This is a genomic window from Shewanella sp. SG44-2 (assembly GCF_014164215.1).
Taxonomy (GTDB): Bacteria; Pseudomonadota; Gammaproteobacteria; order Enterobacterales; family Shewanellaceae; genus Shewanella; species Shewanella frigidimarina.
The window spans coordinates 69,745-87,516 of the sequence record NZ_JACJEU010000008.1 but is presented as its reverse complement, the minus strand read 5'-3'; the positions used below and the strand labels follow the sequence as shown (position 1 = coordinate 87,516).

Annotated in this window: 19 protein-coding genes; 14 read left to right on the top strand and 5 right to left on the bottom strand. The window is 40.6% G+C overall.

All coding sequences use genetic code 11. The features are described from left to right. Positions 1-91: 91 nt before the first annotated feature. The 9 genes from H5181_RS08585 (at position 92) to H5181_RS08545 (ending at position 7,506) form a co-directional block, all read left to right on the top strand. Positions 92-433, top strand: a complete 342-nt coding sequence (locus tag H5181_RS08585; protein WP_011637232.1) for an ArsC family reductase — start codon at positions 92-94, stop codon at positions 431-433. Further along, the gene (dapE, locus tag H5181_RS08580; protein ID WP_011637231.1) at positions 433-1,566 is read left to right on the top strand and encodes a succinyl-diaminopimelate desuccinylase; all 1,134 of its coding nucleotides are present in this window, start codon (positions 433-435) and stop codon (positions 1,564-1,566) included. Before H5181_RS08585 ends, dapE begins: the two co-directional genes overlap by 1 nt. After that, positions 1,557-2,267, top strand: a complete 711-nt coding sequence (locus tag H5181_RS08575; RefSeq protein WP_182750782.1) for a M15 family metallopeptidase — start codon at positions 1,557-1,559, stop codon at positions 2,265-2,267. The genes dapE and H5181_RS08575 overlap by 10 nt, the downstream gene beginning before the upstream one ends. A 35-nt stretch (positions 2,268-2,302) precedes the next feature. Next, complete coding sequence (locus tag H5181_RS08570) at positions 2,303-3,151, top strand: alpha/beta fold hydrolase (RefSeq protein ID WP_182750781.1); 849 nt, start codon at positions 2,303-2,305, stop codon at positions 3,149-3,151. 108 nt (positions 3,152-3,259) lie between these two features. Continuing rightward, positions 3,260-3,874: a carbonate dehydratase gene (gene can, locus H5181_RS08565; RefSeq protein ID WP_011637228.1), complete on the top strand. Its 615-nt coding sequence runs from the start codon at positions 3,260-3,262 to the stop codon at positions 3,872-3,874. A gap of 169 nt (positions 3,875-4,043) precedes the next feature. Further along, positions 4,044-5,228 carry an 8-amino-3,8-dideoxy-alpha-D-manno-octulosonate transaminase KdnA gene (kdnA, locus tag H5181_RS08560; RefSeq protein WP_011637227.1) on the top strand — a complete coding sequence of 395 codons (1,185 nt, stop codon included), beginning with the start codon at positions 4,044-4,046 and terminating at the stop codon, positions 5,226-5,228. Positions 5,229-5,299: 71 nt separating this feature from the next. Next, positions 5,300-6,370, top strand: coding sequence for a 3-deoxy-alpha-D-manno-octulosonate 8-oxidase KdnB (gene kdnB, locus H5181_RS08555; protein ID WP_011637226.1), 1,071 nt, complete (start codon positions 5,300-5,302; stop codon positions 6,368-6,370). Between the two features lie 88 nt (positions 6,371-6,458). Continuing rightward, the gene (gene kdsB, locus H5181_RS08550) at positions 6,459-7,196 is read left to right on the top strand and encodes an 8-amino-3,8-dideoxy-manno-octulosonate cytidylyltransferase KdsB (protein ID WP_011637225.1); all 738 of its coding nucleotides are present in this window, start codon (positions 6,459-6,461) and stop codon (positions 7,194-7,196) included. A 76-nt stretch (positions 7,197-7,272) separates the two neighbouring features. After that, positions 7,273-7,506 (top strand): DUF2897 family protein, encoded by a 234-nt coding sequence (locus tag H5181_RS08545; RefSeq protein WP_182750780.1) that lies wholly within the window; start codon positions 7,273-7,275, stop codon positions 7,504-7,506. Positions 7,507-7,777: 271 nt separating this feature from the next. Here H5181_RS08545 and H5181_RS08540 read toward each other — a convergent pair whose 3' ends face one another. Next, the gene (locus tag H5181_RS08540; RefSeq protein WP_011637223.1) at positions 7,778-8,860 is read right to left on the bottom strand and encodes an AI-2E family transporter; all 1,083 of its coding nucleotides are present in this window, start codon (positions 8,858-8,860) and stop codon (positions 7,778-7,780) included. 25 nt (positions 8,861-8,885) lie between these two features. Then, complete coding sequence (locus H5181_RS08535; protein WP_011637222.1) at positions 8,886-9,107, bottom strand: sulfurtransferase TusA family protein; 222 nt, start codon at positions 9,105-9,107, stop codon at positions 8,886-8,888. Between the two features lie 163 nt (positions 9,108-9,270). Between H5181_RS08535 and H5181_RS08530 the strand changes: the two genes are divergently transcribed. From H5181_RS08530 to H5181_RS08515, 4 genes are all read left to right on the top strand, one after another. Further along, complete coding sequence (locus tag H5181_RS08530) at positions 9,271-10,704, top strand: M48 family metalloprotease (RefSeq protein ID WP_235585896.1); 1,434 nt, start codon at positions 9,271-9,273, stop codon at positions 10,702-10,704. 97 nt (positions 10,705-10,801) lie between these two features. Beyond that, positions 10,802-11,158, top strand: a complete 357-nt coding sequence (gene arsC / locus H5181_RS08525) for an arsenate reductase (glutaredoxin) (RefSeq protein ID WP_041412910.1) — start codon at positions 10,802-10,804, stop codon at positions 11,156-11,158. Positions 11,159-11,169: 11 nt separating this feature from the next. Beyond that, positions 11,170-11,547, top strand: coding sequence for a DUF2069 domain-containing protein (locus H5181_RS08520; protein ID WP_011637219.1), 378 nt, complete (start codon positions 11,170-11,172; stop codon positions 11,545-11,547). Between the two features lie 148 nt (positions 11,548-11,695). After that, positions 11,696-13,636: a hypothetical protein gene (locus H5181_RS08515; RefSeq protein ID WP_182750779.1), complete on the top strand. Its 1,941-nt coding sequence runs from the start codon at positions 11,696-11,698 to the stop codon at positions 13,634-13,636. A 114-nt stretch (positions 13,637-13,750) separates the two neighbouring features. On the opposite strand, the gene hda is transcribed toward H5181_RS08515, so the two are convergent. Both hda and H5181_RS08505 read right to left on the bottom strand, forming a co-directional pair. Further along, positions 13,751-14,461, bottom strand: a complete 711-nt coding sequence (gene hda, locus H5181_RS08510) for a DnaA inactivator Hda (RefSeq protein WP_059745344.1) — start codon at positions 14,459-14,461, stop codon at positions 13,751-13,753. A 153-nt stretch (positions 14,462-14,614) separates the two neighbouring features. Then, positions 14,615-15,712 (bottom strand): DUF2066 domain-containing protein, encoded by a 1,098-nt coding sequence (locus H5181_RS08505; RefSeq protein ID WP_182750778.1) that lies wholly within the window; start codon positions 15,710-15,712, stop codon positions 14,615-14,617. Between the two features lie 238 nt (positions 15,713-15,950). On the opposite strand from H5181_RS08505, the gene H5181_RS08500 reads away from it, so the two are divergent. Then, positions 15,951-17,180: a uracil-xanthine permease family protein gene (locus tag H5181_RS08500; RefSeq protein ID WP_059745346.1), complete on the top strand. Its 1,230-nt coding sequence runs from the start codon at positions 15,951-15,953 to the stop codon at positions 17,178-17,180. Positions 17,181-17,306: 126 nt separating this feature from the next. On the opposite strand, the gene grxD is transcribed toward H5181_RS08500, so the two are convergent. Continuing rightward, entirely contained in the window at positions 17,307-17,648 is a 342-nt protein-coding gene (grxD, locus tag H5181_RS08495; protein WP_011637214.1) for a Grx4 family monothiol glutaredoxin, read from the bottom strand. Positions 17,649-17,772: the final 124 nt, after the last annotated feature.

Below are 17,772 nucleotides of genomic sequence, written 5' to 3'. Positions count from 1 at the left end.
TGATATCCCTTTTACATATGGCACTTTTTCAGGCTTATCTAAAAAGCCAAGCCTTACATGACAACCCTATCGACATTAATGGAGTATTCTTTTGACTTTATACGGCATAAAAAATTGCGATACAGTTCGTAAAGCGCGCAAATGGCTTGAAGCCGAAAAAATTGATTACACGTTTCACGACTTCCGTGAAGATGGTCTAAATGAAACCATGGTTACGCAGTGGGCTGATGTTGTCGGTTGGGAAACCTTATTTAACAAACGCAGCACCAGTTTTCGTGGTTTGACTGATGCTGAAAAAACGGATATCACTCAAGACAAAGCCATAGCATTAATGGTGCAACATCCAACATTGATTAAGCGCCCGGTTCTGGTCAACAACGATAAATTACTGGTTGGTTTTAACCTAGCTCAATACCAAGCGTGGTTCGCATAATGAATAATGATGTAGTTGAATTAGCAAAAGATCTGATATCACGTCCATCGGTAACACCATTGGATGAGGGTTGCCAAACCTTAATGGCCAATCGCCTTGCCGCTGTTGGCTTTAATATTGAACCGATGGTTTTTGAAGACACCACCAATATGTGGGCAAGACGCGGTAACTGTGATCCGGTTTTCTGCTTTGCAGGTCATACCGATGTAGTCCCAACTGGCGATCTTAACCGTTGGCATACTCCTCCGTTTGAACCGACCATTATTGATAACTATTTACATGGTCGCGGCGCGGCAGACATGAAAGGATCGTTAGCCGCGATGATTATCGCGACCGAACGATTTGTTGCTAAACATCCAGACCACAATGGCTCTATTGCTTATTTAATTACCAGTGACGAAGAAGGTCCATTTATAAACGGCACCACGCGGGTTATTGATACGCTCGAAGCTCGTAATGAAAAAATGACATGGGCGCTAGTTGGCGAACCTTCTTCAACTCATAAATTAGGTGATGTCGTCAAAAATGGTCGTCGTGGAAGTTTAACTGGCAACTTAACTGTTAACGGAATTCAAGGCCATGTTGCCTATCCACATTTAGCCGACAACCCTATTCATAAAGCGGTTCCAGCACTAACTGAACTCGCACAAATGCATTGGGATAATGGTAATGAGTTTTTCCCACCGACCAGTTTCCAAATTGCTAACATTAATGGCGGTACTGGTGCATCGAATGTTATCCCCGGTGAATTAACCGTGATGTTTAACTTCCGTTACTCTACCGAAGTGACCGCAGAAGAATTGATCCTGCGGGTGGTGAGTATTCTTGATGCTCATGGCTTAGATTATGATATCAACTGGATTTTTAACGGTTTACCGTTCTTAACGGGTGACGGCCCACTGCTTGATGCCACACGGGAAGCGATTCGCGAAGTCACAGGTTATGAAACCGACCCACAAACTTCAGGTGGTACCTCTGATGGTCGCTTTATCGCACCAACTGGCGCACAAGTGTTGGAGTTAGGCCCAGTCAACGCGACAATTCATAAAGTGAATGAATGCGTTAACGTGGCCGACTTAGAGATATTAGCCAATTGCTATGAACGCATTTTGGAAAAGTTATTGTGCAAATAAGCTCACAGTTTTCTTCGATTGATATCCCTAGCGAGCAAACTAAATTATACGGCTTAGACGATCGACATTTAGTTTCAATCGGACAGTTTTTGCTTGAACAACGCACTGCAACTGCATTTATGCAGTTGCAGTGCGCGGCATCTGTTGCGGGGTTTGATGTACAAATATGTTCTGCATATAGACCATTTGATCGTCAATTGAGTATTTGGAACGCCAAAGCCACAGGTCAGCGACCATTACTCGACCAACACTCAAATCCAGTTGAGTTTACGTCACTCACGCCACAACAACTGATTGATACCATTTTGATATGGTCTGCACTCCCTGGCGCATCTCGGCATCATTGGGGCACCGATTTCGATATATATGATGCGAATAACATTAGCAAACAAGCACTGCAGTTAATCACTGCAGAATATACAGCCGATGGCCCTTGTGCTCATCTACATCAATGGCTTATCTCGCATGCTGCTGAGTTTGGATTTTATTTTCCCTATCAACCTGATTTAAGTGGTGTTAGTCCTGAGCCATGGCACATGAGCTATTTTCCTGTCGCTAATGAGTTGTTGGAGCAATTTAGCGCAGATGAATTTGCAAAAGTGTTGTCTGCGGCAGAAATATCGTTAAAATCACCCTTAATTGAACGGCTAACAGAGTTAGTTAATCATTATGTTTTCTTTGTTGCGCCCTCTCCGGCTTAGTGTCTGCGCGCATTTCCTCTTTAAATGAGTCTGTTATGTCCACTTTACTGCATCACATAAAAATTGATAATCAACCACTGTATTACTTGGATGAAGGGCATGGACCTGTTGTTATCTTTTGTCATGGCTTACTCACCAATAGCACGATGTGGCGATCGCAAATTGACCAGCTGTCATCACAGTATCGATGTATTGCCATCGACTTTTGGGGTCATGGTAAAACAACCACTATCCCTGAATCTGTTGAAAATTTACAAGATGTGGCTCAACACGTATTAACGTTAATGGATAACCTTGAAATCAACTCTGCCGCCATCGTAGGTCATGGTAGTGGCGGCGCAATTGCAGCTGAACTTATTTTACATGCACCGGCTCGTATTAATGGCTTGGTGATGTTAAACAGTTTTGTGGGGTTTGAACCGCAAGTTAATTGCGTTAAATACCAAGGGTTAATGGCTCAAGTTGCCAACGAACAAGCAATATCAGCAGACCTTGCCCAAACCATTAGCACATTATTTTTTAGTAAAGATATTGAGCAATTGATCAGTCTAGACCCTAATCTAGCTAATATTGTTGCACAATTTAGCGCTGAATTAACGTCTTACTCTAGCGCACAACTTAGTGCGTTACTGAAGTTTGCCAATATGGCCATATTCAAACGAGACACACTCGAATCGGTTGAGTTATTAACATTACCGACTTTGGTGGCGGTAGGATTAAGTGGTTATTTGCGTACTGCACTGGAAAGTTATTTAATGCATGACTGTATTGATGGCAGTCAATTATTGCACATTGAACAAGCAGGTCATTTAGCTAACATCGAAAAATCAGTCATTTTTAATCAGCATCTTATTGATTTTTTGAGTAAAGTTAATTTTAATTAATCACCTCAATGGATAGACCAGATCCGTCAACATTGCTGATATACTCATTACAAAATGACATATTACCTGTAATACCTTACCGGTAAAAACGACCTAATTCGAGCGCTCATGAAACTTCTTAAACCATTATTTGATAATAATCGCCGTTGGGCTGAACGGATCAACAAAGAAGATCCTACCTTTTTTGCGCAGCTGGCAAAACAACAAAACCCAGAATATTTATGGATTGGTTGCTCAGATAGCCGAGTGCCTTCTAATCAGATTATCGACTTATTACCCGGTGAAGTGTTTGTTCACCGTAACATCGCTAATATGGTCATTCACACAGATTTAAATTGTTTATCAGTGCTGCAATATGCTGTTGATGTGCTAAAAGTAAAGCACATCATGGTCGTTGGGCATTATGGCTGTGGTGGTGTTCGTGCAGCAATGAATAAAGAGCGATTGGGCTTGATTGACAATTGGCTCGGACATTTACGCGACATTTATCGTATTCACGAGGAGGCTCTTGAATCGATGAGTGAACAAGCACGTTTTGATCGCCTATGTGAGCTTAATGTAATGGAACAAGTGTCAAATGTTGTGTCGACCAACATAGTTCAAGAAGCATGGGATCGTGGTCAAGATGTAGCAATACATGGTTGGATTTACGGAATTAATAACGGATTACTCACAGATTTAGACGTGACAATTGACCGTCTTCATGGCCGCAATTTAGCATAATCTTGCCTTCTATCTCCATTTACACTTTTAATAGGCCTGTTATTTAGCAGGCCTTTGTTTATTGTTATTAAAAATATGCAATAAAAGTCGCGAACCACCACTGAAGAACGTTATAATCATCCAGTTTATTTAGCGTTACTATGCGCAGAATTTTTAGGAGATGATTTCCATGCCTGGTTTTGAATTATTTGGTCCTGAAGAAAAGCAGGAAGTTGCTGACGTAATGGAGAACGGTTTTACCTTCCGTTATAACTTCGACCATATGCGTAATGATCGCTGGAAAACCCGCGACATGGAGCAACTACTTTGCGAAAAAATGAACGTGAAACACGCTCATTTAGTATCAAGCGGTACTGCTGCATTACAAACTGCAATGGCAGCAGCGGGCATTGGTGCTGGCGATGAAGTCATTGTGCCTCCATTTACCTTTGTAGCCTCTGTTGAAGCCGTGTTTATGGCCGGTGCTGTACCTATTTTTGCTGAAATTGACGAAACATTGTGTTTATCTCCAGAAGGTATTGAAGCTGTAATCACGCCACGTACCAAGGCCATTAACCTTGTTCATATGTGTGGTTCTATGGCCAAGATGGACGAAATCAAAGCAGTGTGTAAAAAGCATAACTTGGTGATTTTAGAAGATGCATGTCAAGCCATCGGTGGCAGTTATAAAGGCCAAGCATTGGGCACTATTGGTGATGTAGGTTGTTACTCATTTGACTCAGTTAAAACCATCACCTGTGGTGAAGGCGGCGCGATTGTCACTAACAACAGCGAAATTTATAACCACTCACACATGTTTTCAGATCACGGCCATGACCATGTTGGTAATGATCGTGGTGCAGAATCACACCCAATTATGGGGTTGAATTTCCGTATTTCAGAAATGAATGCAGCAATGGGTTTAGCACAATTACGTAAGCTTGATAAAATCATTGCTATTCAACGTAAAAATAAGAAAACCATTAAAGATGCAATGGCATCTATTGCTGAAATCACCTTCCGTGAAATTCCTGATCCAGACGGCGATTCTGCAGGCTTCTTAACATTTATGATGCCAACAGAAGAACGCACTCAAGAAATTAATAAAAAGCTGGCTGCCAACAAAGTTGATGGTTGTTTTTACTGGTATGTTAACAACTGGCATTACCTTAAAAATTGGAAACACATCCAAGAACTTAAAGCGCCTGCCGCATTACCTATTATGCTAATCGCTGATCGTCCTGACTACACTAAAGTGCTGACACCCAAATCTGACGCTATCATGAGCCGAACGATTTCGATGTTGATCAAGTTGTCTTGGACTGATGAGCAAATAGCTGAACGTATTGAAAATATCAAACGCGCTTTTGCCTAGCATTGATGCCTCTCGGTCAGTGATGGCTCAGAGCACTTTTTACAGTACTTATCTCAATGGAGACTGTTGTAATGAGTTTTAAAAATTTTAAATGTGTACCAAAAATGATCTTTGGCCGTGGTTCATTTGTGCAACTTGATGTTGTATTAGGTCAAGAACGTCAAGATGCTAACGATTTTGTCGTTTTCCTTGTCGATGATGTACATCAAGGTAAACCGCTAGCTGACCGCGTGCCAACGCAAGCGCACGACCTACTGATTTACGTAAACGTAGATGATGAACCAACCACTGAACAAGTTGATGCGTTAACGGCGCAAGTTAAAGCATTTAACACTAAGTTACCAGTGAGCGTAGTCGGTTTAGGCGGCGGTTCAACAATGGACTTAGCCAAAGCTGTATCACTAATGCTCACTAACCCTGGTAGTTCTTCTGAATACCAAGGTTGGGATTTGATTAAAAACCCTGCGATACACCACATTGGTATTCCAACAGTATCTGGCACGGGTGCAGAAGCATCACGTACTGCGGTATTGTGCGGACCAGTTCGTAAACTAGGTTTGAACTCAGATTACACCGTATTTGATCAAATCATCATGGACTCTGAATTAATTGCAGGGGTTCCGACTGATCAATGGTTCTACACTGGTATGGATTGCTTTATCCATTGTGTAGAATCATTACAAGGCACTTACTTAAACGAGTTTGCTAAAGCATTTGCCGAAAAATCTATGGATTTATGTCGTGAAGTGTTCTTAGACGACCACGCAGAAAAAGACGACAAGTTAATGATGGCGTCTTACATGGGCGGTATGAGTATTGCTTATAGCCAAGTTGGTGCATGTCATGCGGTATCTTACGGTTTAGGTTATGTGCTGGGTTATCACCACGGTATTGGTAACTGTTTAGCCTTTGATGTGCTGGAAGAGTTTTACCCAGAAGGTGTGACTGAATTCCGCAAAATGATGAAAATTCATAACATCACTCTGCCTAAAAACATCTGTAAAGATTTGCCAGATGAAACTATCGCTAAGATGGTTGCCGTTACTAAGAGCATGGGTCCACTTTGGGACAACGTGTACGGTAAAGGCTGGGAAGAGAAAGTTACCGATGAAATGCTGACTAAGTTATTCCGTCGTATATAATAAACGACAGATTAAGTCATAAAGGGCTCTTATGAGCCCTTTTATTTATTGTCTATACCATTGTCACAACCACAAGTAGGTCATATTAATGAAAGTTACTCTATTAATCCCGGCACGTTATGGTTCAAGCCGTTTCCCGGGCAAGCCGCTAGCCCCGATTAATGGTAAACCCATGATCCAACACGTTTATGAACGTGCATCATTAGCAAAAGGTCTCGATAGCATCTATGTTGCTACAGATGACGACCGCATTAAAGATGCCGTTGAATCCTTTGGTGGTAAAGTGGTAATGACCAGCCCTGATGCAGCCTCTGGTACCGACCGTATTAATGACGCCATTGCATTGCTAGGTCTTAACGATGATGATTTAGTGATTAATTTACAAGGCGATCAACCGCTGATTGATCCTATCTCAATCGAACAAATCATTAGTCTATTTGAACGTCACCCTGGTGAATTCGAAATGGCAACATTAGGATTTGAGATCGTCGATAAAAGAGAATTAGACGACCCAATGCACGTTAAAATGGTGTTTGATAATGACCATAATGCATTATATTTCTCTCGCTCTCGTATTCCCTTTGGTCGCGATACCAATGACTATCCGGTTTACAAACATTTAGGTGTTTATGCTTACACTAAGCGTTTTGTGAATGCCTTTGCTAAGTTGCCTTTAGGCAGACTTGAAGATCTTGAAAAATTAGAACAGCTACGCGCACTCGAATACGGCCACAAAATTAAAATTGCTATCAGCGCATTTGACTCTCCAGAAGTCGATACCCCTGAAGATATTCGCAAATGTGAGCTACGTTTAGCCGTCGACTAATAACCAAACACGTATGGTTCTAGCCCTGTTGTCTTAAAAACACGGCTAGAAAATTTCAGCTTAAAAGGAGTTTTCAATGAGTCTTGAAGGTTATGAAGTTTGGCTAATTATTATTTTAGTTATAGGCGTTATTGCAAGTAATATCGCGGTATTGAAATATTCTGCCAAATTTAAAATGCCTCAATTTGGTGAACATAAAGATCAAACGCACACCAAAGGCAAAGAAACTAGTTCACCAGAATCGGAAGATAAACTGACAGCAGCACCTTCAGATGAGAAAGACATAGACAGCAAAGACAAAACGTTATAATGCTCAATTGACCTATTAATAAAATGAACCTAGCTATTTTTTATAGCAGTATGCAATTAACATAACGTCCATGTTGCTCTATATTCTTATGCTTAATCGTTGTTATTTGTCTAACGGTCATTCTTTCTATCGCGATTACCATTCGTACAATCTCTAAATGTTACAACATAAGCCTGATAATAAAAAAGCTAACACCATAATGGGGTTAGCTTAATGTGTATCCAACAGGCTTTGTTTCTGTACAGGTGTAGTTCAATACCATAGGTAAGTGTTATTCACTGTCAAACTTGACTCGTTGTTGCTCTTGGTTATTAGGCCAAGCATTGATGACGGCTTTGACTAACGAAGCTAGTGGTATGGCAAAAAAGACTCCCCAAACGCCCCATAAGCCACCAAATACTAACACGGCGGCAATAATCACAACGGGATGTAAATCAACAGCATCAGAAAAGAGTAGCGGTACTAACACATTGCCATCTAACGCCTGAATAATCCCATAACCTAACATTAAATAACCAAATTCAGCACTAAAACCCCACTGAAAAAATGCCACTAACGCGATCGGTAATGTAACCAATGTTGCGCCAACATATGGGATCAATACCGACAAACCTGTTAATACGCCCAGTAGCGCTGAATAACGCAACCCCATGATAGCAAAAAAGATATAACTGGCTACGCCAATAATAACAATCTCAATCACTTTACCGCGAATATAATTAAAAATTTGTTGGTCCATTTCAAACCAAACTTTTCGTGCAAGACCACGGTTAGACGGGAAAAATCGTTTGCTACCGTTTAATAAAAACTCTTTGTCTTTTAAAAAGAAAAATACCAATAATGGTACTAAAATCGCGTACACCATTAACACTAATAATGACGCAGAATAACCAAGAATTTGTTTACCTAAATCAATCAGGTGCTGTGTATCAAGCATCTTGTTGATTTCTTCCATCATCGAATCAAGTTGCGATGCACTCACAAACTGCGGGTAATCAGCACTAAATTCGCGCACGATTATCATGCCCTTATCGATCATAGAAGGTAAATCGGTGACCAATGACACTCCTTGGCGCCAAATACTGGGCACTAAACCAAACGTCAAAATAATCATCAACCCTAAAAAAACCACCAACACAATTGTTGCAGCAGCGGTTCGGCTTATACCCAGTCGCGACATCTGTGCTACTGGCCACTCTAATAAAAAAGCTAACACCAAAGCAACCAGTAATGGCGCAAGTAATCCGGAACCAAAGTACAATGCAAGACCAATCCCAATAATGATAAACATTAACGTTATGGCTTGTGGGTCACTAAAACGGGTTTTGTACCAATCAGTTAAAATTTCCAGCATTGAAAAACCTTTTATATAAACAATATTAATTTGTTTTGGTGATGATAAATGACAAGCATTGCGGTTGATCAGCAATGATTTCAATACCAAAACCCATTTTTTTTATCAACAAGGGAACATCTCGGCGTGAACCAGGGTCAGATAAGAGTACATGTAATTTTTCATCCAGATCCATTTGCTTTAGTAAAAGTTTAATTTTTACTAAAGGATAAGGACAAACATAGGGTGTTAAATCAATTAAAATCATTATCAACTTGCTTTAAACAATCTAGGGCTATTATCCTAGCTTGTACAATAAACCACAAGCAATGTAACTTAAGCAAACTTGTTGGTTAAGCTTATATTTTCGATTCAATCATCATTAAAGGTTCCGCTTGAGTAAATTATCATTATCGACCTTTTCAAAATCACTGGCTGCTAGCGCTATTAGTGTGCTTTTTGCTGCCAGTATTGGCCACAGTTTTGCCAATAATGATCTTCCAGATCTAGGTACCGCAGCGGTCAATACTTTTAGTTTAGAAAAAGAAACTGTCTACGGTGACGCTTATATGCGCGTTATTCGTTCATCGGCACCGGTACTCAGTGATCCAGTGTTAACCCAATATTTATCTGAACTGGGTAACAAGCTAGTTGCTAATGCCACGGGGGTAAAGACACCATTTTATTTCTTTTTACTCCGCAATGATGAAATCAACGCATTTGCGTTCTTTGGTGGTCATGTTGGCGTGCATACGGGTTTATTTTTAAATGCCGACAACGAAAGTGAGCTTGCATCAGTATTAGCCCACGAAATTACCCACGTGACTCAACGCCATCTAGCACGATCTCTTGAAGCACAACAAAAAAGCTCGACTGCAACGATTGTGGGAATGTTAGGGGCTATTTTATTAACAATTGCTGCACCTCAAGCCGGTATGGCTGCCTTGGCGACAACTCAAGCATTAGCAACGCAATCTAAAATAAACTATACCCGCTTACATGAAAAAGAAGCTGATCGTATTGGAATGCAAATTCTTGTCGATGCTGGATTTGATCCTAATGCTGCTGCTACATTTTTTGGTCAATTAGCAATTCGCTATCGTTTTACCACAACACCACCACAAATGTTGCTGACGCATCCATTGCCAGAATCACGTATTACTGAGGCTCGTAACCGCGCAGCTCAGTACCCTAAACGTAATGTCCCTAACAGCCTTAACTTTCAGCTAGCTAAAGCCCGTATCCAAGTTCGCTTTTCAAGTTTTAGTGATGATGCCGCGTTATCTTTGTTTGAACAACAACTCAAAAAGAATGAGTATTCTTTTAAACAAGCGGCACTCTATGGCAAAGCGTTAGCACTTTTCCGTTTGGAAAAATTTGCTCAAGCTGAAGTGATCATCGATGATCTACTAAAACAAGATGACAATAATCTGTTCTACATCGACACCAAAACAGATTTGTTAGATCAGAAAAAAGATTTTGCAGGCGCAATAGCATTATTAGAAGCTCAGCGGAAATTGAAACCGACTTCGCAAGTGGTCAACACAAACTTGGCCAATATTTATGTTCAGGCAGATCAACCGAAAAAAGCGATTCCACTTTTAGAAGAACTGATATTTTTCGATAAGCAAAATATGCTGCCGTATCAAATTATGGCTGATGCATATCGTAAGCTAGACAATAAAGCGCTTGAGTATTATAGCAATGCTGAACTCATGGCCTTATCGGCTAACTATAAAGGTGCAATTGATCAACTCAATTATGCATATCGCTATTCTGATGGACAAAACCTGCAACTGGCGCGAATTGAGGCAAGAATAAGACAATTCAGACAAGCAGATAGGGCAATGGAAGAATTAAAATAGCCGCGATAATCTAACCTTATAAGCTATTTTTTGATAGAATAATTGCAAACAATAAATCTACTTATTGTTTGCCATTTTTTAATGACGGACTATGACAATGACAACCACAAAAACAACGATATACCATAACCCTCGCTGTTCAAAAAGCCGTGAAACACTCGCTCTGTTGCAAGCTAATGCAGCAGATGTCACTGTCGTTGAATACTTAAAGACGCCACCTACAGCGGATGAAATTCAGACTATTTTACAACAACTTGGTTTAACAGCTCGCCAGCTTATGCGCACTAAAGAAGACGAATATAAAGCTCAAAATTTGGCTGACGCATCGTTATCGGAAGATCAGCTCATCGCTGCAATGGTAGCAACACCTAAATTAATTGAACGCCCTATCGTGCTAGCCAACAACAAAGCAGCCATTGGTCGTCCGCCAGAAAATGTTTTGTCTATTCTTTAACGAGTAAAATAATGACTTCACAAACCTTGTTTCAACTAAGTCGAATTGGTTACCTTGCATTACTCCTGCTGCTCAGCGGCTGGTTTATCCAACAAGGCATGAATGGCACCTACTCTTTAGGGTTCAGCTTAATATGGATTGTACCTTTACTGTTTCCACTTAAAGGCATCTTAACCGGTAACCCATATACATATGCATGGGCCAGTTTTATTCTGTGTGTATACTTATTACATGGCTTAACCCTTGCTTATGTCACTACTGATGCGCTGGTATTTGCACTGATTGAATCAGTATTGATTTGTGTGTTGTTGGTGAGTTTTCCATTCTATGCTCGTAAGCGCGGCCGAGAGCTAGGATTAGGCTTGAAGAAAAAGTCTGAACAACAATAAACAACTTTCATTTTTGTTGTTTATTTGAGCGCCTTCGGGCGCTTTTTTGTTGCTTGCATTTAACCAAAACAGCGTGCTACATTCGTTCGTTAACAAGATGTTATGTAAGTGTATTTAAATAATAACAATATAAACATGGAGTCGTTTAATGAAGTTATCACGAAATTTAGGAACCTACAGCCTTTTAGCCAGTGCTATGTTAGTTAGCGCCTGCGGAGGAGATTCAGACAATAACGATCAAGGTGTGCCTACCTCATCCGCTTTCGAAATTTGTAGTGAAAATATCACTTATTCCATTGCCGACACAGACTCTCAACTGACTTTTGTCCTTGAACACGATTATGCCAAAGACAAGCCTGGTAGCATTATTGCCAACCTTAATGAACAAGACACTATTGGCAAAACATTTTTGTGGCAGCAGGTTTCAGGACCCATTCTTGAACTTGCTGCAGTTAATAGTCAGGTTTTAGCATTCACACCCACAAGTAACCAAGATTACGCTTTTAAGGTGAAGGTCTCTGGCGATAATATCAACATTGAAGAAACGATAACAATTACTGCCGATTCTAATGACAATATTTTACGCATTAATAGCGATCATCAAATGGTGAGTTTAACTGATGCTAGTTTGCGTATACAGAATATAAACGGCCAAGTACCTGAAAATATTAGTTGGTGTATGTATCCTAGTACTAATAATAAAGCCTTTACCAACGTGGATTTAAGTGACAGTAATAGGCCGCTTTTTGTTGCGCCAAACGTCGATACCGATCAGCTATTCAGCCTGAAAGCCACTGCCACATTTGACGGCCAAACCATTAGTGATGACGTTAATTTACTCGTAACCAAAGAAAAAACGACTCCATCGGACGCTTTCTTCAATTCCTCTGTTGCACGAATGCACGCTTACAAGCATGACTCACCATATGCAAAGCAGCTAACCTCTTGTGTTTACTCGAACCAACTCGTTGATGCATGCAACATTATTAATGAGTTACCCTTCATTAGCCAAGATACTAAACCAGATCCGATTGATACTATTATGGACAGAGTACTCGTTTCACACGACTGGATGGGGGCAAACTTTGAAGCCTATTTACGTGCACAAACTCATAATGATTTTGTAGAATTGTTGCAATCAGTGACGGCTGTAGTCATCAGTTACGATATCAGACCAGCCTTTTATGCTGGTTTTATTGGAGCAATATATCTTGATCCTGAATATGTGTGGCTAACTTCGGTTCAGCGAGATACGATTAATGAAACCCCTGATTATCGCAGCAACTTTGGTGAAGAGCTAAATTACCTCTCGCCATATCGTTATGTTAAAAACAACAATTATGCTGGTGAATATATTGAAATAGGCAACCGTACAAATCGTACCATGGAGAATATGTCTTCTAACCTAGCCAGGCTCTTGTACCATGAACTGGCTCATGCAAATGATTATTTTCCACAAAGCATGCATGAAAATCTGCAAGGTCCAACCTTAGAAAATGATTTTAATCGTCGGTATGATAGTAAAGAGATGACATCAGACCAACTTAACATCCGCTATCCATTAACCAGTACTGAAATGTATGCTCTTGCTAACGTTCAATACTCTGGTGAAAATGCAAATAATACCCAAAAAGCGTATACACCGAACGATGTAGCGCAATTTTTTGCAAACGATCTCGCCAACGATGATTATGCCTATTCATCAACACGAGAAGATGCAGCGATGCTATTTGAAGAAGTGATGATGAGCCATCGTTACGATGTATTACGTGATATGGCAATAACTGATAAACCTGAAGATGCCACTGGTTCCACCATTGTGGTTGAGTGGGGCCAACGTGGCCGAGTCGGTCAACCTGAGTTATACGATCGCGCTAGCTACGTCTTGAGCCAAATACTGCCTGAAGTTGATGTTAGCCAAGTGATGGACGGTTTACCTGCACCAGTAGCGTTAGTTAAAGGCCAAACCTGGGCACAAAACTTGGTGCTAGCAACTGATCCATCAAAATCACCACAGAAAGTCGCTGAACAAAATGCTGTTGACACTAGACCATTGCAATTTAGTGGCAGTGATCACGTGAAACACTAAGCCATTGACTCACGTAATAAAAAACGCCAAATGAATTCATTTGGCGTTTTTTGTTACTTGATTAGTTAGACTAATGACGATAATTTTTTACCTAAGGAATTAAAACCTAAGGTATTAAAGCCTCAACATCTCTTTTATAAACGGAATAGTCAGTTTACGCTGATGTACCATAGAAGCTTTATCGAGTTTATCGAGAACATCAAACAAGGTGCGTAAATCACGCGCCATTCGCGTCAGTAAGAAGCGCCCTACTTCATCAGACAACTGTAAACCACGCATTGCCGCTCGGCGCTGCAAGGCCACAAGCTTTTCATCGTCTGCCATTGGTTGTAATTGATAGATTAATCCCCATTGCATACGAGAAACCAAATCAGGCAATAAAAAACCGGTTTCAGAAGGTGATGCCTTTCCGCTAACAATTAAACGACAATCTTGTTGCTCAGCTATACGATTATATAAATGAAAAATAGCTTCTTCCCATACAGGATGACCCGCTATGGCTTCAATATCATCAATACAAATTAACTCCAGAGACTCTAGACCTTCAAATAATGCCGGTGAAATACTGGCATGAATGCCTAATGGGATATAGAGAGTACGGCGTTCAAGGTCATTGGCAAGTGCACAAGCTGCATGCATTAAATGGGTTCGGCCTGATTTTTCTGGGCCATATACATATAAAGAAGACGCTAGATTGCCTTCAGCGCTAGCTTGAAGTTTCTGGATCAACTCATCATTACCCGAAGCAGGATAATAACTCTGAAAGGTTTCATCGTCAGGTAGATAAACGGGTAAAGATAATTGTCTTGGTGAGTTTTGTGTCACTCAGATAGGTCTCAAAATCATAAACTAACTAACGTTATTATACCTAAATCCGTCAATTATGCGAGTATCAGCGAGAAGCCAGCATAGAAAGATAACCTTGGTATAAAATTCACGCTGTACGACTAAAGTGTACAGCGCATCTGGTGATAATACTTATTGGCCCAACCATTGATAAAGTAATTTAGGCGCTGGATTGTCGGCCTTAGATTCATAAAATGACTCCACACTACCCACTGTATCTAATTGTGATAACCGGCTATCAATATTAAGCAATCTTTGCAGGTCATCTACACTACTAAATAATTCTATCGTATATGTTGCTGCATCACCCTTGAACTGACTCAGTTTAAGGGATTTTACCGCACTGAGCTGGCGAAGATATGTTTCAACATGTACCAGTTGAGTCATGTTATTTAACCCAGTAAAGCTAACTTGGGTAGCAACATCTCTGCCTGTAGAGGCTATGGCATACTGGCTAATATAATAATCGGCTAGAATGTTCATCATTCGCTTCGTGGCTTGTTGATTATCAGTCGCATCACCTTGTTGCGAAATTAACGGTTGTAACACACCATTAGTTCTATTTTTATCAAATAATTTGATGGTGTAATGAACGTTAACGCCTTGAGTATCCAAATTGGCAATAGCGAAATAATCAGCTTGATAACGGGTAGATGCGTTAGCTAGCACATCGGTAAACATTCCACGTACATCAGTGATACTGACTTGCATCACATCATCCAAATCCATTATTGGCAACAATAATGGAATGCCTTTGTTACTAGACTCTTGAGCCAACTCAGATCGAATATCGGCCGAAGAAGCATCTGCTAAAATAGATGGTTCATTATTTTCATCAACCGACATCCATAACAAGGTTAATGGGCGTTGACTGCCCCAAACAGGTAAACCTGCTTCACGTAACGTTGAAATAACCCGTTGATGGTCAAAGCTGGCTTTGAGCATCAGTTCGCCATTTTTCTCATAGTAACCATATTGAGTCAAAATGACTTCTGGGTTATTAATTTGGGCTTTAACCAATGGGTTTAATACCACACTTGGTAGACCAGAGTTTTTTAAGAAAACGGCAGCTAATGCCTCTTTAAGGGCGTTGTTTTTCACATCGTTTGCGCGTGATGCTACCGTAATATCGGCTTCATCAAGCTTGTTCACTTCCGCGGCATGTACAAGCGTAATCGAAGTTAACGCCATTAGTGGTAACGCAATGAGATTAATTAGTTTTTTCAGCATCTGATAACATAAACGCAGCAAATATAAGTGAACAAATTATATCATAATAAAATTCTATCGAGTAATGGATAACGAAAACTCTTTTTTACTACTGCCAAATTGACCCAGTATTGTAGCCATATCAAATAACAATAATCGCTACAGCGTCCTCAAAGTTGTTATGCATATGATCGCTTTTATGTGACAATTCGCGCCGTTTAATCACACGCTAACTTTCTAAATAATGATGGAGAACAATATGAAACGCGTGTTAATTCCGCTTCAAGGCGCACAAATGCTATTTGTCGCTTTTGGTGCACTCGTGCTAATGCCGTTATTAACGGGTTTAGACACAAGTGTCGCCTTATTTACAGCCGGTTTCGGTACCCTACTGTTTCAATTAGTCACTAAACGTCAAGTCCCTGTGTTTCTCGCTTCTTCCTTTGCTTTTATCGCTCCCATTTTATATGGCGTACAAACATGGGGTATTCCAGCCACCATGGGCGGTTTAATGGCTGCTGGCGTGGTTTATATGCTACTTGGATTAACAGTGAAACTTCGTGGCACTGGATTTATACATACTTTATTGCCACCGGTTGTTGTCGGCCCAGTCATTATGATCATTGGCTTAGGCTTAGCACCTGTAGCTGTCAATATGGCATTAGGTAAAAGTGGTGATGGAAGTCTTATCATCGTAGAGCAAAATGTCGCGCTAATGATTTCACTTTCGGCTTTAACAACCACCATAATCGTCGCGATTTTTGCTAAAGGATTGGTCCGATTAATGCCCATCCTAGCGGGTATTTTAGTTGGCTATGGTGTTAGCTTAGCCTTTGGGGTTGTCGATTTCACCCCTGTTACCCAAGCCGCTTGGTTAGCTATGCCAAACTTTGTTGCCCCTGAATTTAACTGGCATGCAATCCTATTTATGATCCCAGTTGCCATTGCGCCAGCGGTTGAACATATCGGCGATATTTTAGCCATCTCTAACGTGACGGGTAAAGACTATTTTAAAAAGCCAGGTTTACATCGCACACTTACTGGCGATGGTATTGCTACGATAGCAGCATCGGCGTTGGGTGGACCGCCTAACACCACTTATAGTGAAGTAACAGGAGCTGTTACACTAACCAAAAGTTTTGATCCACGTATTATGACCTGGACAGCCATTACTGCGATAACCCTCGCCTTTGTAGGTAAACTTGGCGCTATGATGCAAACCATACCAGTACCGGTAATGGGCGGTATTATGTGCTTACTGTTTGGTTCGATTGCAGCAGTTGGATTAAATACCTTAATTCGTCATCAAGTCGATTTATCTGAACCACGTAATCTTAGTATTGTTGGGGTAACGTTGGTATTCGGTATTGGCGGAATGGCGTTTGGTATTGGCTCGTTTAGCTTAACGGGGATTAGTTTGTGCGGTATTGTCGCTATTTTGATGAACTTGATTTTACCTGCGGTGAAAAAACCACAAGCTGAAAAGTAACTTTCTGTAACCGCATGCAGCAACACTGCTTTGTAAGTGCTCGTTTTAAAACGATATAAAAAAGCCCCAACAGCCTTTAGCTGTGGGGCTTTTTATTCAGTGCGTAAAGCACTTAATCTTCTGCAATTACTCTGCAGCGTCTTCTGTACGGAATTTGTCAGCAGTCGCTTTAATGATAGGTTGAAGTTCACCTTTTTGGAACATTTCAGTGATAATGTCACAACCACCAATCAACTCGCCTTCAACCCATAATTGTGGGAATGTTGGCCAGTTAGCGAATTTTGGTAATTCAGCACGAATATCTGGATGCTGTAAAATATCCACGAATGCAAATTGTTCACCACAGTTGATCATCACTTGAGCAACTTGAGATGAAAATCCACAGCTTGGTAATTTAGGTGAACCTTTCATGTACACAATAATTGGGTTTTCGCTAATTTGCTGTTTAATCTTTTCTACAGTTTCCATTTGATTTCCTAAGTACGACGACTGAACACATTGTGCCTATTGTACGACACCTAGACAAAGAACAAAATGCCACAGTTTGTAGGGTTTATTTAAAATCCATAAAATCGATTACTGCAATCCACAT

Bases quoted from the DNA above. Each gene is read 5' to 3' on its own strand.
- H5181_RS08520 (WP_011637219.1), top strand. From the start codon at position 11,170: ATGACTTCACAAACCTTGTTTCAACTAAGTCGAATTGGTTACCTTGCA.
- H5181_RS08535 (WP_011637222.1), bottom strand. From the start codon at position 9,107: ATGATTTTAATTGATTTAACACCCTATGTTTGTCCTTATCCTTTAGTA.
- H5181_RS08515 (WP_182750779.1), top strand. From the start codon at position 11,696: ATGAAGTTATCACGAAATTTAGGAACCTACAGCCTTTTAGCCAGTGCT.
- H5181_RS08545 (WP_182750780.1), top strand. From the start codon at position 7,273: ATGAGTCTTGAAGGTTATGAAGTTTGGCTAATTATTATTTTAGTTATA.
- kdnB (WP_011637226.1), top strand. From the start codon at position 5,300: ATGAGTTTTAAAAATTTTAAATGTGTACCAAAAATGATCTTTGGCCGT.
- can (WP_011637228.1), top strand. From the start codon at position 3,260: ATGAAACTTCTTAAACCATTATTTGATAATAATCGCCGTTGGGCTGAA.
- H5181_RS08505 (WP_182750778.1), bottom strand. From the start codon at position 15,712: ATGCTGAAAAAACTAATTAATCTCATTGCGTTACCACTAATGGCGTTA.
- grxD (WP_011637214.1), bottom strand. From the start codon at position 17,648: ATGGAAACTGTAGAAAAGATTAAACAGCAAATTAGCGAAAACCCAATT.
- H5181_RS08540 (WP_011637223.1), bottom strand. From the start codon at position 8,860: ATGCTGGAAATTTTAACTGATTGGTACAAAACCCGTTTTAGTGACCCA.
- arsC (WP_041412910.1), top strand. From the start codon at position 10,802: ATGACAACCACAAAAACAACGATATACCATAACCCTCGCTGTTCAAAA.
- H5181_RS08570 (WP_182750781.1), top strand. From the start codon at position 2,303: ATGTCCACTTTACTGCATCACATAAAAATTGATAATCAACCACTGTAT.
- H5181_RS08500 (WP_059745346.1), top strand. From the start codon at position 15,951: ATGAAACGCGTGTTAATTCCGCTTCAAGGCGCACAAATGCTATTTGTC.
- kdsB (WP_011637225.1), top strand. From the start codon at position 6,459: ATGAAAGTTACTCTATTAATCCCGGCACGTTATGGTTCAAGCCGTTTC.
- dapE (WP_011637231.1), top strand. From the start codon at position 433: ATGAATAATGATGTAGTTGAATTAGCAAAAGATCTGATATCACGTCCA.
- kdnA (WP_011637227.1), top strand. From the start codon at position 4,044: ATGCCTGGTTTTGAATTATTTGGTCCTGAAGAAAAGCAGGAAGTTGCT.